At 71.5% G+C, this 13,159-nt stretch carries 13 protein-coding genes, 1 pseudogene and 1 riboswitch; of the genes and pseudogenes, 8 read left to right on the top strand and 6 right to left on the bottom strand.

Features of this window, described 5'->3' with window-relative positions:
* Positions 1-308: 308 nt before the first annotated feature.
* From ACBJ59_RS27105 to ACBJ59_RS27090, 4 genes are all read right to left on the bottom strand, one after another.
* Positions 309-848: a DUF4956 domain-containing protein gene (locus ACBJ59_RS27105; RefSeq protein ID WP_364120869.1), complete on the bottom strand. Its 540-nt coding sequence runs from the start codon at positions 846-848 to the stop codon at positions 309-311.
* Between the two features lie 88 nt (positions 849-936).
* Positions 937-1,599, bottom strand: a complete 663-nt coding sequence (locus ACBJ59_RS27100; RefSeq protein WP_375113061.1) for a response regulator transcription factor — start codon at positions 1,597-1,599, stop codon at positions 937-939.
* Positions 1,596-2,999, bottom strand: a complete 1,404-nt coding sequence (locus ACBJ59_RS27095; RefSeq protein WP_375113060.1) for an ATP-binding protein — start codon at positions 2,997-2,999, stop codon at positions 1,596-1,598. Before ACBJ59_RS27095 ends, ACBJ59_RS27100 begins: the two co-directional genes overlap by 4 nt.
* An 18-nt stretch (positions 3,000-3,017) precedes the next feature.
* Positions 3,018-3,416, bottom strand: a complete 399-nt coding sequence (locus ACBJ59_RS27090) for a hypothetical protein (protein ID WP_375113059.1) — start codon at positions 3,414-3,416, stop codon at positions 3,018-3,020.
* Between the two features lie 119 nt (positions 3,417-3,535).
* Between ACBJ59_RS27090 and ACBJ59_RS27085 the strand changes: the two genes are divergently transcribed.
* Positions 3,536-4,321, top strand: coding sequence for an SDR family oxidoreductase (locus ACBJ59_RS27085; RefSeq protein ID WP_375113058.1), 786 nt, complete (start codon positions 3,536-3,538; stop codon positions 4,319-4,321).
* A 152-nt stretch (positions 4,322-4,473) separates the two neighbouring features.
* Positions 4,474-5,301: a hypothetical protein gene (locus tag ACBJ59_RS27080; protein WP_375113186.1), complete on the top strand. Its 828-nt coding sequence runs from the start codon at positions 4,474-4,476 to the stop codon at positions 5,299-5,301.
* A gap of 120 nt (positions 5,302-5,421) precedes the next feature.
* Here ACBJ59_RS27080 and ACBJ59_RS27075 read toward each other — a convergent pair.
* Positions 5,422-5,934 (bottom strand): annotated as a pseudogene (locus ACBJ59_RS27075) (DUF6493 family protein); the annotation flags it as partial.
* A gap of 669 nt (positions 5,935-6,603) precedes the next feature.
* Here ACBJ59_RS27075 and ACBJ59_RS27070 point away from each other — a divergent pair.
* The 5 genes from ACBJ59_RS27070 to ACBJ59_RS27050 are packed head-to-tail and all read left to right on the top strand — an operon-like array spanning position 6,604 to position 11,063.
* Positions 6,604-7,269, top strand: a complete 666-nt coding sequence (locus ACBJ59_RS27070) for an ABC transporter permease (protein ID WP_375113185.1) — start codon at positions 6,604-6,606, stop codon at positions 7,267-7,269.
* Entirely contained in the window at positions 7,262-8,437 is a 1,176-nt protein-coding gene (locus ACBJ59_RS27065) for an ABC transporter ATP-binding protein (RefSeq protein WP_375113057.1), read from the top strand. Before ACBJ59_RS27070 ends, ACBJ59_RS27065 begins: the two co-directional genes overlap by 8 nt.
* Positions 8,434-9,210 carry an ABC transporter permease gene (locus ACBJ59_RS27060; RefSeq protein ID WP_375113056.1) on the top strand — a complete coding sequence of 259 codons (777 nt, stop codon included), beginning with the start codon at positions 8,434-8,436 and terminating at the stop codon, positions 9,208-9,210. The genes ACBJ59_RS27065 and ACBJ59_RS27060 overlap by 4 nt, the downstream gene beginning before the upstream one ends.
* Positions 9,207-10,163, top strand: coding sequence for a glycine betaine ABC transporter substrate-binding protein (locus tag ACBJ59_RS27055; protein ID WP_375113055.1), 957 nt, complete (start codon positions 9,207-9,209; stop codon positions 10,161-10,163). Before ACBJ59_RS27060 ends, ACBJ59_RS27055 begins: the two co-directional genes overlap by 4 nt.
* Positions 10,164-10,211: 48 nt before the next feature.
* Complete coding sequence (locus tag ACBJ59_RS27050) at positions 10,212-11,063, top strand: SDR family oxidoreductase (protein ID WP_375113054.1); 852 nt, start codon at positions 10,212-10,214, stop codon at positions 11,061-11,063.
* Here ACBJ59_RS27050 and thiC read toward each other — a convergent pair.
* Complete coding sequence (gene thiC, locus ACBJ59_RS27045) at positions 11,012-12,604, bottom strand: phosphomethylpyrimidine synthase ThiC (RefSeq protein WP_375113053.1); 1,593 nt, start codon at positions 12,602-12,604, stop codon at positions 11,012-11,014. The two genes, ACBJ59_RS27050 and thiC, sit on opposite strands and share 52 nt — an antisense overlap.
* A riboswitch (TPP riboswitch) is annotated at positions 12,597-12,709 on the bottom strand. Its footprint overlaps the gene before it by 8 nt.
* Before the next feature lie 90 nt (positions 12,710-12,799).
* Between thiC and ACBJ59_RS27040 the strand changes: the two genes are divergently transcribed.
* Positions 12,800-13,150 (top strand): hypothetical protein, encoded by a 351-nt coding sequence (locus tag ACBJ59_RS27040; RefSeq protein ID WP_375113052.1) that lies wholly within the window; start codon positions 12,800-12,802, stop codon positions 13,148-13,150.
* Positions 13,151-13,159: the final 9 nt, after the last annotated feature.

Raw genomic sequence — 13,159 nt, 5'->3', positions numbered from 1 at the left:
CCTCGGCGTCCGGGCCGCCCCACCAGCCCTCCGCCCCCGCCCCACGCGACCCGCATTCGGCTCCCGCTCCACACAATCCGCCCTCGACCCCCGGCCGACCCAACCGGCCCTCGGCCCCCGCTTCACCCGACCGGCCCTCGACCCCCGACCGGCCTGACCGGCCTTCGACACCCGCTCCATCCGGGCCGCCTTCGACCCCCGCCCCGCCCGGCACACCGTTGCGACCCCTGCCTCCACGGCTACCACCCTCTTCATCAGATTCATCCGGCAAGCCCTCACCGAACGCACCCTCACCCAGCGGCCGCGCGTCACCGCACGCCCACCCTCGGGTTCGGGGCCACGTAGCGGACGTCCACGACCGTCACGTCGCGTACGTAGTCGACCTGGGTGACCACGCAGTGCAGCACCCGCGCCCGCAGCCGGCTCTCCAGATCCACCCGCAGCAGCTCCGGATCGGCGTGTACGACATCCAGCGTCACCACCTGATGGCGCGTGCGGCCGAGCAGCCCGGGATGGTCGGCGATGTACATCACCACCAGCAGCACCCCGTTCAGCAGGAGGGCGGTCAGCGGCCACGATCCGGCGATGCCGTTGACCAGGCCCAGCACGATCGCGATGAAGTAGTAGGCGATCTCCTGCTGCGTGATCTCGCTCGACCGGAGCCGGATGATGGAGAGCACGCCGAACAGCCCGAACCCGACGGCGATGTCGACCCGCTGGACCAGCAGCAGCGACACGACTGCGAAGATGCCCACGTTCAGCGCGACGTAGGCGAACAGCAGGTCGCGCCGATGATGCCGCCGATAGTAGAGACCGTAGGCGAGGACGATGATCGCCACGAGGTCCATCACAAGCCCGGCTACCAAGACCGCTCCTTCCGTCGGTGCCTTGATGAACAGCTTGGCGGCGCACGGTGAAGCGGCGGTGAGCTGATGATTAGGCGACTCTCATCCGGTAGCCCGTGCCCCGGACGGTCTCGATCCGGTCTGCCCCGATCTTGCGTCGCAGGTAGCGCACGTAGACGTCCACCACGTTGGAGCCGGGGTCGAAGTCGAACCCCCACACGTGGCTGAGCAGCTGCTCCCGGGTCAGCACCTGGTCAGGATGGCGGCAGAAGATCTCCGCGAGCGCGAACTCCCTGGTGGACAGGTCGACCGCCCGCTCCCCCACGTAAACCCGCCGGGTGCGCAGATCAAGCGACAAATCGGACACCCGCAGCACCGTCACCTCGGGCGTACGCTCGGCCCGCAAGCGCAACCGCACCCGGGCCAGGAGCTCCTCGAAGGCGAAGGGCTTGGCGATGTAGTCGTCGGCCCCGCCCTCCAGCCCGGCCACCGTGTCGGTCACGCTGTCACGCGCGGTCAAGATGATCACAGGAATGCTCACCATGGCGCCCCGCAGCCGCCGCAACACCGTGAACCCGTCGCTCAACGGCAACCCGATGTCCAGGATGAGCAGATCGAACCCGCCCGCGCTGGCCAGGTCGTAGGCCGCCACCCCGTCACCCACGACGGCCGTCACGAAGCCGTTGGCCCGCAGCCCCTTCTCCACGAAGGAAGCGATCCTGGCTTCGTCCTCGGCGATCAGAATCCGGTTCAATGCAGCCTCCACAGCTCCCACAGCGGAAGAGACATGACAAAACACGCCCCGCCGCCCGGGGCCTCGGTCACTTTCACGTTGCCTCCATGAGCTTGGGCGATGGATCTGACAATGGCCAACCCCAGGCCGGCGCCGTCGTGGGCGCCGGTGCGGCCGGCACCGCGGACGAACCGTCCGAAGATCCGCTCGCGCTCCGCCGGCGCGACGCCGGGACCGCTGTCGCGCACCCACAGCTCGACGCGCCCGTCGCGAACGGCGGAGCCGACGGCGATCAGGTCATCGTCGGCGGTGTGGCGCACGGCGTTGGCCACGAGCTGCATGAGCGCCTGCGTGAGCCGGTGCCGGTCGGCCGGCAGGCGCGCCTCGGCCACCTCGTCGACCCGCCACCGGCGCTCGCCGAGCGCCCGGGCCTTGGCCACCACGCTGACCGTGAGGTCGGCCAGCTCGACGTGGTCCAGCGCCAGGAACCCCGGCTGCTCGGCCTTGGCGAGGGTGAGCAGGTCGTCGACGATGCGGTTCATCCGCTCCAGCTCGTCGGTGACCAGGGCGAGGGTCTCGGCGCGGTCGTCGGGGTCGTCGCCCATGAGCTCCAGGTGACCCCGGATGACGGTGATCGGCGTGCGGAGCTCGTGCCCGGCGTCGTCCATGAAGTGCCGCTGCACGACGAAGGCCTGCTCGAGCCGGTCGAGCATGTGGTTGAACGTCCCCGCGAGCGCGGCCACGTCGTCGTCGCCCGGCACGTCGAGCCGGCGGGTCAGGTCGGAGGAGTCACTGATCTGCTCGGCGGTCTGCCGGACCAGCCGGACCGGCGCCAGCACCTGCCCCGCCACGAGCCATCCGGCCACCCCCGCCAGGCCCATCGCCGCCAGCGCGGACAGCCCGAGCACCCGCACCGCGTCCACGATCTCGTCGCGGTGCTGGTCGTAGAAGATGGCCACGACGAAATGCCCGCGGCGGGTGTCGCCGGCCACGGAGACCGGGATCACCGCGTATTGGACCGTTCCCTGGGTGGTCTCCATCTCGTCGCGGATGACCCGGGTCGCCGTGGCCATCCGCCCGACCAGCTCCTCGTCGGTGTCGAGGCGGACCGGCGGCAGCTTGAAGGGGACCTTGTCCGCCCTCCCGTCGATGATGCTGAAGAAGGTCTCCCGCTGATCGGGAGCGTTGAGCACCAGGTATTTCGTCAGCAGCTCCTGGACGCCGGTCACCGTGCCCCCGGTCTTCGGGTCGAGCGCGGAGCCGGCGTAGTTGCGGAGCTTCTGGACCTCGTTGCCCAGCTCGGCCGTCATGCGATCGTCGAGCCGGGCGAGCAGGATGGTCCAGGTCGCGAAGATCGCGACTGACAGGGCGAGGCCGACGACGGCGAGCATCCAGCCCACGATCCGGGCTCGGGCGCTCACCCGCATCTGGCCTCCCCATCAGTCGTCGCCGTCATCGTCGCCACCACCATCATCGTCGTCATCGTCGCCGCCGCCACCCGGTCTGGGAGAAGGCGGCTCGACCGGCTCGGCCTTGGACCTGCGTGCCGTGGGCCGCTCGCTCGCGCCCGGCTCCGCGCTGCCGCCGGGCTCGGCGCCCGCGCTCCCGGTCGGCGAACCGGCCTTGGACGTCGGCTCCCCGGCCTGCCGGGAGGGCACGGCCGAGGCCGGGGACGACGGTGACGGTGACGGTGACGGTGACGGTGACGGTGACGGCGAGACCACCACGGGCTCGCCCAGATCAGGATTCTGACCCGCCGCCCGCACCAGCCCCATCGACATGACGCCCGCCACTGCCACCCCCAGGGCGAGGACGATCATCGTTCCCCGATGTTTCATGAGCTCGACCCTGACGCCCTTCGAGGAGACCACGCTGAGGCCCAGATGAGAAACCTCTCATCTAAGTGCACCGCACCACAGTAGAATCTTGTTCTATATCCGGCCCGGGAGGAGCGCTCATGCGAGTACGGGACAAGGTCGTCGTCGTCACGGGCGGGGCAAGCGGGATCGGCCGCGCGCTGGCCCTCAGGTTCGCCGCGGAGGGGGCGGCCGGTGTGGTCGTCGCCGACCTCGACGAGGCGGGCGCCGCCGCGGTGGCCAAGGAGATCGGCGCCCGGGCGACCCCCGTACGCGTGGACGTCTCCGTGGAGGCGGAGGTGGCCGCCCTCGCCGACACCCCGTACGGCCCGGTCGACCTGTTCTGCTCCAACGCCGGCATCATCGGCGGTCACGGCCTGGACGCCCCCGACCAGGAGTGGAACAGCCTGTACGCGGTGAATCTCATGGCCCACGTGTACGCCGCCCGCGCCGTCGTCCCCTCCATGGTCGCCCGGGGCGGCGGCTACCTCCTCAACACCTGCTCGGCCGCCGGTCTGATCGGCTGCCCCGGCGACGCGCCGTACGCGGTGACGAAGGCGGCGGCGGTCGCGTTCGCCGAGTGGCTGGCCATCCACTACGCCTCCAAGGGCATCAAGGTCAGCGTCCTGTGCCCGCAGGGCGTGCGTACGGCGATGCTCGAACGCGGCATCGACGCCGACCACGTGACCGCCAGGGCGGTGCACGCCTCGGGGGCGATCCTGGACCCGGCTGACGTGGCGACGGCGGCCGTCGAGGGCCTGGCCGCGGAGCGTTTCCACATCCTCCCGCACCCGGAGGTCGCGGAGTTCGCCCGCCGCAAGGCCGAGGACCCCGACCGGTGGCTGGCCGGGATGTCGCAATTCGTCGACTCCCTGTCGGAGACCTGAGGCCGTGACCAGCCCCCGCCGGAGACCTGAGGCCGTGACCATCCCCCGCCGGAGGCCCGAGGTCGCGAACATCCCGGCCGGAGGCCCGAGGCCATGAACGTCCCCCATCGGAGGTCCGAAGCCATGAACATCGCTGACGGAGGCATGAGGTCATGAACACAGCAGCGGCCCGCCGGGCCTGGCGCCGCCTGGAGCCCGTGCACGGCATGATCTATTTCGTCCCGGAGGCTTCCAGCCGCTACACCAAGCTCGGCCTAACCGGCATGTCCGGATATTTCACCTCCCGCAGCGCCCCCTTCGGCCGCGCCTCCGCCGAGCTGGTCATCGCCACGTTCTACAACTTCTGCCCGACCCTCGTACGCCAGTCACTCCATGACGCCTGGACCATCGTCAGCCCGGAGCAGGTCCTCCAGGCCCGCTACGAAGCGGCCGAGGAAGCGCTGCGCCGGGCGGGCCTGCACGAACTCCCCGACCTCGACCAGACCCTCGCCCTGGCCCGCCGCGCCGCCGAAGCGGCCTGCCTGCACCCCCAGGGCCGCCCCCTCTTCGCCGCCCACGCCACCCTCCCCTGGCCGGACGAGCCGCTCATGCAGCTGTGGCACGCCCAGACCCTGCTGCGCGAGTTCCGCGGCGACGGCCACGTGGCCATGCTCCTCGCCGAGGGCCTGACCGGCCTCGAGGCCCTCGTCCTGCACGCCGCCTCCGGCACCGTCCCCACCCCCTTCCTCAAGATCAGCCGCGCCTGGCCCGAGGAGGACTGGGCGGCCACGGAAGCCGGCCTCCGCGAGCGCGGCCTCCTGGACGGCGACACCCTCACCGAGGCGGGCCAGGCCCTGCGCCGGCACATCGAGGACCGCACGGACGCCCTGGCGATGCCGGCGTACGAGGCGCTGGGCGAGGACGGCTGCGAACGCCTCGCCGAGCTGGCCCGTCCCTTCGGCCGCCGGGTCGTCGACGCGGGCCTGCTCGGCCTGAGCTGACCGCCGCGACCCCGGGAACGCCGGGACGAGGCGGGCCTCGAGAGCCGGGGGCAGGGCCTTGAGCGCGGCCCTGATCCGCTCGGCTCCGGCCGCGCCGAAGCGCCCGCGGTGTTTGAGCGCGAGTTGCGCGGCCCTGCCCTGGACGGGGTACGACTCGTGGCCGAACGCCAGCACCAGGGCCGGTGCCAGGTCGTCCGCGAGCGCCGGCGACTCGCGTACCGTCTCGTCGAACCACGTGAGACCGGCGCGCACCAGCTTGGTCTCGGCCCTGAACAGCAGCCCTTCGAGCGCCTCCGTGACCTCGGCGGGATCGTGGGCGCCGAGGCTGCGGAGGTGGTGGAGGGCGAGGTCGGCCACCGGGCCCGGCGCCACGGGCAGGAGCCGCACGTAGTCGCGGCGGCGGCGCCCCACCTCGGCGGCGGTCGGCGCGAGCAGCTCGTGCAGGCGCGCGAAGAAACGCAGGTCCTGCGCCGTGCCGCCGCGCAGGAAGCGGCGGACGCAACCGTCGAGGATCTCCTCCCGGTCAAGGCCCCCGAGCAGCTTCAGCCAGCCCGTGGGCGGAGCCGCGCGCTCGTGCCGAAGCGCGCGCCCGACCCCCTCGGCCTCGAAGAGGCGGGGCACCAAGGCGGGCATGAGGGGATCGGACGAGGCGGCGACTCCGCCGGAGACCCACGCCACCACCAGCGGATCGTGCGGGGGCGGGGCGACGGCCGTGTGGCGCAGCAGCGCGAGGGCGAGCGGGACCCCGGGATCCCGCGGGCCCCGGAGCCTGCCGGCCAGGCGGACGGCGAGGTCCGCCTGCCAGGCGGCGGGCCGGTGGCCGAGGAGGCGCACCATCGGCGCCGGGTCGCCGAAGCCGGCGGACGGCAGGTGGCGATGCTCGGTCAGGAGGTCGCGGCGGGTCACCCAGGCGGCCACGGCGGCGGCCGTGCCCAGCGTGCCCGCCCCCGCCAGGCGCGTCAGCTCGGCCCACTGCTCCCAGGGCTCGAGCGGCAGCTCCTCCCAGCCGTCCTCGTTCCACAGCGACGCCCGCCCGGACTCGGCCCGGGCGCGCAGGACGGGGAGGTGGCCGCGGAGCTCCGCGGCCACAGATCCGCGGTCGGCGGGGCCCAAGGTGACCAGCCGGTCGATGAGGTCGTCGGCGTCACCCGCGTGGATGAGGCGGCGGATCTCGCGCCAGGCGGTCATTCTCGGCTCCTCCGACGTCGTTGTGGAAAGAACTGTAGGGGTCCGCCACGACAAACGATCAAGAACCACTGATGAGCCGTTTGAGGCATGAGGCACCGGTTACGTACCAAGCTGATGAGCCTGTGGGAGTACATCGAGGACAGGTGGGATCTCATCGTCTTCGAGGCGGTCCAGCACGCCGCCATGGTCGCCCAATGCGTCCTGGTGGCGGCACTGATCGGCGTGCTCGCGGGCGTGCTCACCTACCGCCGCCCGAAAGTGGCGAACCTGGCGACGGCGAGCGCGGGGGTCCTGTTCACGATCCCGTCGCTGGCCATGCTGGGGCTGCTCATCCCCCTGCTCGGGCTCGGCGTGGCGCCTAGTGTGACCGCCATCGTGCTGTACGCGCTGCTCCCGATCGTCCGCAACACCGTCGTCGGCCTCCAGAGCGTCGACCCCATGCTGGTGGACGCCGCCCGCGGCCTCGGCATGAGCCGCCGCCGGGCGCTGGCCAGGGTCGAGCTGCCGCTGGCCTGGCCGGTGATCCTCACGGGCATCCGCGTCGCCACGCAGCTCTCCATGGGCATCGCCGCCGTCGCCGCGTACGTCTCCGGCCCCGGCCTGGGCGAGCAGATCTTCTCCGGGCTGGCCCGGCTCGGCGGGGCGAACGCCGTCAACTCCACACTGACCGGGACGATCGGGGTGGCGATCCTCGCGCTCGCCTTCGACGCCTGCTTCGTGCTGCTCGGACGGCTCACGACCACACGGGAACGTCCGGCCGCGGGAGGCGCGCGTGGCTGACCGGCCCACCGGCGGCGTGCCGATCGAGCTGCGGAAGGTGACCAAGGCGTTCCCCGGGGGTGAGGCCCCGGCCGTACAGGAGCTGGACCTGCACATCCCGGCAGGCGAGATCGTGGTCCTGCTCGGCCCCTCCGGGTGCGGCAAGACCACGACCATGCGCATGATCAACCGCTTGATCGAGCCCACCTCGGGCGACATCCTCATCGGCGGCCAGAACTCCCGGGACATCGACCCCGACCGGCTGCGGCGGCACATCGGGTACGTCATCCAGCAGGCCGGCCTGTTCCCCCACATGACCGTGGCCGCCAACATCGCCCAGGTGCCCAGGATGCTCGGCTGGGACAAGCGGCGGATCGCCGGGCGCGTCGACGAGCTGCTCACGCTGGTGGGCCTGGAGCCGGACACGTTCCGCGACAGCTTCCCGCGCCGCCTCTCCGGCGGGCAGCAGCAGCGCGTGGGCGTGGCCAGGGCGCTGGCCGCCGACCCCCCCGTGCTGCTCATGGACGAGCCGTTCGGCGCCCTCGACCCCATCAGCCGCGAACGCCTCCAGGACGAGCTCCTCCGCCTCCAGGACGACCTGGCCAAGACGATCGTCTTCGTCACCCACGACGTGGACGAAGCCCTCAAGATCGGCGACCACATCGCGATCATGGAGCGCCCCGGGCACGTCGTGCAGTACGCCAGACCGGCCGAGATCCTCACGAACCCGGCGAGCGAGTACGTCGAGCAGTTCCTGGGCGCCGGCTCCTCCATGCGCCTGCTGCGCCTGACCAAGGTGGGCGACATCGAGCTGGACCAGGTTCCGTACGCCTCCGAGGACGCCGACGCGCACGAGCTGCTCCACGAGGTCGAGCGCGACGGCCGCGGTTACGCGCTGATCACCGACGGGATGCGCCGCCCGCTCAGGTGGATCGCCCTGGCCGACCTCCATGGGCGCATCGGCCGGGTGGGCACGGTCGGCGACCCCGTCACCGCCTCCATCGGGCACCGGATGACGCTGCAGGACGCCCTGGAGGCGCTGCTCAACGCCGACACCGACATCGTGCCGGTGGTGGGCAGGCGGCAGGCGTACGCGGGGGCGCTGTCCCTGGGCACGGTGCAGAGCGCGATCCAGTCGATCAAGGCCCACGAGCGCGAGCGCCGCCTGCGGAGAGGCGATGCCACGTGACCGTCGAGAGCGCGGCCGCCAAGGAGGCGGCGACGCCGGAGCCCCGGATCGGCCGGTCCTGGCACGCGTTCCTGCCCCCGCTGTGCTATCTGGCCGTGGGCGTCGCGATGGTGGCCTGCACGCAGGTCGTGCCGCTCGACAGCATCGAGCGCGGCTCGCTCGGCCTGCCGTTCATCCTCCGGCGCACGTGGGAGCACGTCCAGCTGGTGTTCTACTCGACCGTGCTGGTGCTGGCGGTGGCGCTGCCGCTGGGCGTGCTGCTCACCCGGCGCGGGCTGCGCCGGGTGACGCCGATCGTGCTGTCGCTGGTGAACCTGGGTCAGGCCATCCCGTCGGTGGGGCTGGTCGTGCTGCTGGCGGTGCTGTTCCGGATCGGGTTCTGGACGGCGGTGGCCGCGCTGTTCGCGTACGGGCTGCTGCCGACGCTGCGCAACACGATGGTGGGGATCGAGCAGGTGGACCCGCGGCTGGTCGACGCCGGCCGGGGCATCGGAATGTCGGCGGCGGGAGTGCTGTTCCGGGTGGAGCTGCCGATGGCGGCGCCGGTCATCATGTCGGGCGTACGGACCACGCTGGTGCTGAACGTGGGCACGGCGGGCGTCGCGGCGTTCATCGGCGCGGGCGGGCTCGGCGACCTGATCACCGCGGGCGTGAGCACCCAGCGCAACCTGGTCCTGGTCACCGGGTGCGTGCTGATGGCGGTGCTGGCGCTGCTCATCGACTGGCTGGGCGGGCTCGCGCAGCGGCTCCTCGCGCCGAAGGGGCTGTCGTGAGGGCTCTCACGGCCGTGCTGTTCCTGCTCACCGTCGCCGCGTGCGGGCTGCGGCCCGCGTCGTCGTTCGTGCCGCCGGTCGAGCCGGGCAGCATCCGCCCGGTGCCCTCGCTCCAGGGCACGACGGTGCGGGTGACGTCCAAGGAGTTCACCGAGCAGCTGGTGCTCGGCAAGATCGCGGTGCTCGCCCTCACCGCCGCCGGGGCGGACGTGGCCGACCAGACGAACGTCCAGGGCAGCGTGAACGCCCGCGCCTCGCTGACGCGCGCCGACGCCGACCTGATGTGGGAGTACACCGGCACCGGCTGGATCACCTACCTCGGCCAGGCCGACCCGGTGCCGGGGGCGGAGCGGCAGTTCGAGGCCGTACGCGACCTCGACCTGCGCAGGAACGGCATCGTCTGGCTGCCCCCGGCCCCGCTGAACAACAGCTACTCGATCGGCGTCACGCGCGCCACGGCCGGCCGATGGGGCCTGACGAAGATCTCGGACATGACCAGGATCCCCGTGGACCAGCGGACGTACTGCGTCGACCACGAGACCTTCGGCCGGGACGACGGCTTCCTCGGCATGCTGAGAGGCTACGGCCTGGAGTACGGCAAGGACGTCCCCAGGGGGAACGTGCGGCGGGTCTCGGTCGGCGTCCTGTACGACTCCGTCGCCCGCGGCCAGTGCGCCATGGGCATGGTCACCACGACCGACGGCCGCGTCAAGGCCCTCGACCTGGTCCTGCTGGAGGACGACAGGCGCTTCTTCCCGCAGTACAACGCGGCCGTGACCCTGCGGCGCGAGCTGGCCGACGCGCACCCGGAGATCGCGCGCATCTTCGCTCCCATCAGCGCCCGGCTGACCGACGACGTGATGCGCGACCTCAACGCCAAGGTGGACGTGGACGGCGACGTGCCGGTGCTGGTGGCCCGCGACTGGCTGAGGTCACAGGGCTTCGTGAAGTAGGCGATCCGCTGGCGTTAGCCATACCCGAACACGGGCAGGCCGCTGTTCATGTCGGAAACACCACCACCCCAGACCCAGCCGTACCCGGGTCGCACCGGCGAGATGGCTCCGGAGCCGCGTGACGAGATGCGCGACTACGTGGGCCGTGACCTGCTGAGCGGCAGGAAGGCCCTCATCACCGGCGGCGACTCGGGCATCGGCCGGGCGGTCGCCGTGGCCTTCGCCAAGGAGGGGGCGGACGTCGCGATCGCGTACCTGAGCGAGCACGAGGACGCCGCCCACACCCGCAAGCTGGTCGAGGAGACCGGCCGGCGCTGCGTGCTGCTGCCCGGCGACCTGGCCGACAGCGCCCACTGCGCGTCGGTCGTCGAGCAGGCCGTCGCCGAGCTGGGCGGCCTGGACGTGCTGGTGAACAACGTCGCCTACCAGGCGCCGGTGAGCGGCCTGGAGGAGCTGACCGACGAGCAGTGGGAGCGCACGTTCGCGGTCAACATCCACAGCTACTACCGCGTCACCAAGGCGGCCCTCCCGCACCTGCGGGAGGGCTCCGCGATCGTCAACACCTCCTCGATCAACGGCCTGCGCGGCAACAAGTCGCTCATCGACTACGCCGCCACGAAGGGCGCCATCAACGCCTTCACCTACTCCATGGCCCAGAACCTGGTCGAGCGCGGCATCCGGGTCAACGCCGTGGCGCCGGGGCCGGTGTGGACGCCGCTGATCCCGGCCACGATGCCCGAGGAGAAGGTGGGCAAGTTCGGCGAGCACGTGCCGATGGGCCGGCCGGCCGACCCGGACGAGATCGCCCCCTCGTACGTGTTCTTCGCCTCCGGGCGCATGTCGTCGTACTACACCGGCGAGGTGCTGGCCCCCGTCGGCGGGGAGACCCTGCCGGGCTGATCGACGTAGACGGTGCCGCCGCGCTGCCGGAACTCGGCCGACTTCTCCGCGAAGCCCGCCTCCCGGATGTCGTGGCTGATCCGCATCGAGCAGAACTTGGGCCCGCACATCGAGCAGAAGTGCGCGGTCTTGGCAGGTGCGGCGGGCAGCGTCTCATCGTGGAAGGACCGCGCCGTGTCGGGGTCGAGCGAGAGGTCGAACTGGTCCTCCCAGCGGAACTCGAACCGCGCGTCCGACAGCGCGTCGTCCCACGCCTGCGCCTGCGGGTGCCCCTTGGCCAGGTCGGCGGCGTGGGCGGCGATCTTGTACGTGATCACGCCGGTCTTGACGTCGTCCTTGTCCGGCAGGCCGAGGTGCTCCTTGGGGGTGACGTAGCAGAGCATGGCGGTGCCGAACCAGCCGATCATGGCGGCCCCGATGCCCGAGGTGATGTGGTCGTATCCGGGGGCGATGTCCGTCACCAGCGGGCCCAGCGTGTAGAACGGAGCGTCGTCGCAGAGCTCGCGCTGCAGGTCCACGTTCTCCTTGATCTTGTGCATGGGCACGTGCCCGGGGCCCTCGATCATCACCTGGACGTCGTGCTCACGCGCGATCGCGGTCAGCTCCCCCAGCGTGCGCAGCTCGGCGAACTGGGCCTCGTCGTTGGCGTCGGCGATCGAGCCGGGCCTGAGCCCGTCGCCGAGCGAGAACGACACGTCGTAGCGGGCCAGGATTTCGCACATCTCGGCAAAGTTCTCGTACAGGAAGCTCTCGCGGTGGTGCGCCAGGCACCAGGCGGCCATGATCGAGCCCCCGCGCGAGACGATCCCGGTCTTGCGGCGGGCGGTGAGCGGCACGAACTCCAGCCGCACCCCCGCGTGCACGGTCACGTAGTCGACGCCCTGCTCGCACTGCTCGACCAGCGTGTCGCGGTAGACCTCCCACGACAGCGCCTCCGGCCGGCCCTTGACCTTCTCCAGCGCCTGGTAGATGGGCACGGTGCCGACCGGGACGGGCGAGTTGCGCAGGATCCACTCGCGCGTCTCGTGGATGTCGTCGCCGGTGGACAGGTCCATGATCGTGTCGGCGCCCCAGCGCGTGGCCCAGGTCATCTTCTCGACCTCCTCCTCGATGGAGGAGGTCACGGCGGAGTTGCCGATGTTGGCGTTGATCTTCACCAGGAAGTTGCGGCCGATGATCATCGGCTCGGACTCGGGGTGGTTGACGTTCGCGGGGATGATGGCCCGGCCCGCCGCGACCTCCTGCCGGACGAACTCGGGGGTGACGCCCTCGCGCACGGCCACGAACTCCATCTCCCTGGTCACCAGCCCGCGCCGGGCGCAGGCGACCTGCGTGACCGGCTCGCCCGCCGCCCCGCGCTCGTGGATCCACCCCTCGCGCAGGCGCGGCAGCCCCTGCCGGAGGTCGGGCCGGAAGGACGGGTCGGTGTACGGGCCCGAGGTGTCGTACAGCGTCACCGCCGAGCCGTCGGACAGCCGCACCTCGCGCATCGGCACGCGCAGGTCGCCGTGGTAGATCTTGGTGAAGCGCGCGTCAGTCATCGCGCAAACTCCCTTCGCCGGCATTACCCGGAGCAGGTTCTGGCGGTCGGCGGCTGTCAGCCGTCCTCTCAGCCCGGTCTCCACCGGGCTCCCGCGTTGGACGGCGAAGATCGTACCCAGATGTGCCCCCGGCCGAAACCCGCGCGGCGAGGTTTGACGAGCGCCCTCGGCGGTAGGCTCCCCATCAGGGGAAACATGAAGAGAATCGCCGCTGTCGCAGGACTACTCGTCGTGATGGCCGCGTCCGGCGCCACCGCCGCCGCCGGGGACGGCATCGATCAGCACGAAGTAAGCCAGGAACAGTACGACACCCTGATCGCCCAGTGCCGCTACGCCGACACCGGGAAGGCGAAATGCCGGGCCGCGGTCAGAGAGATGTACCGCGTCGGCAGAACCGACAGAAGCCTCGACTGCCGGTCCTACTCCGGCGTGACCGTCTGCGGCACGCTGCGGCTCAGCAGGTCCGAACGCGCGTGCGTCCGTGACTCGGAGGCCCAGGGGCTGCCGTTCCGCCGCGCCGAGGTGGAATGCTACGCGCTGTCCTGAGGGGGCTGG

Origin of the sequence: Nonomuraea sp. MTCD27 (assembly GCF_041950495.1) — a bacterium.
In the GTDB taxonomy this organism is placed as follows: domain Bacteria; phylum Actinomycetota; class Actinomycetes; order Streptosporangiales; family Streptosporangiaceae; genus Nonomuraea.
This window is presented reverse-complemented; position numbering and strand designations above follow the sequence as displayed.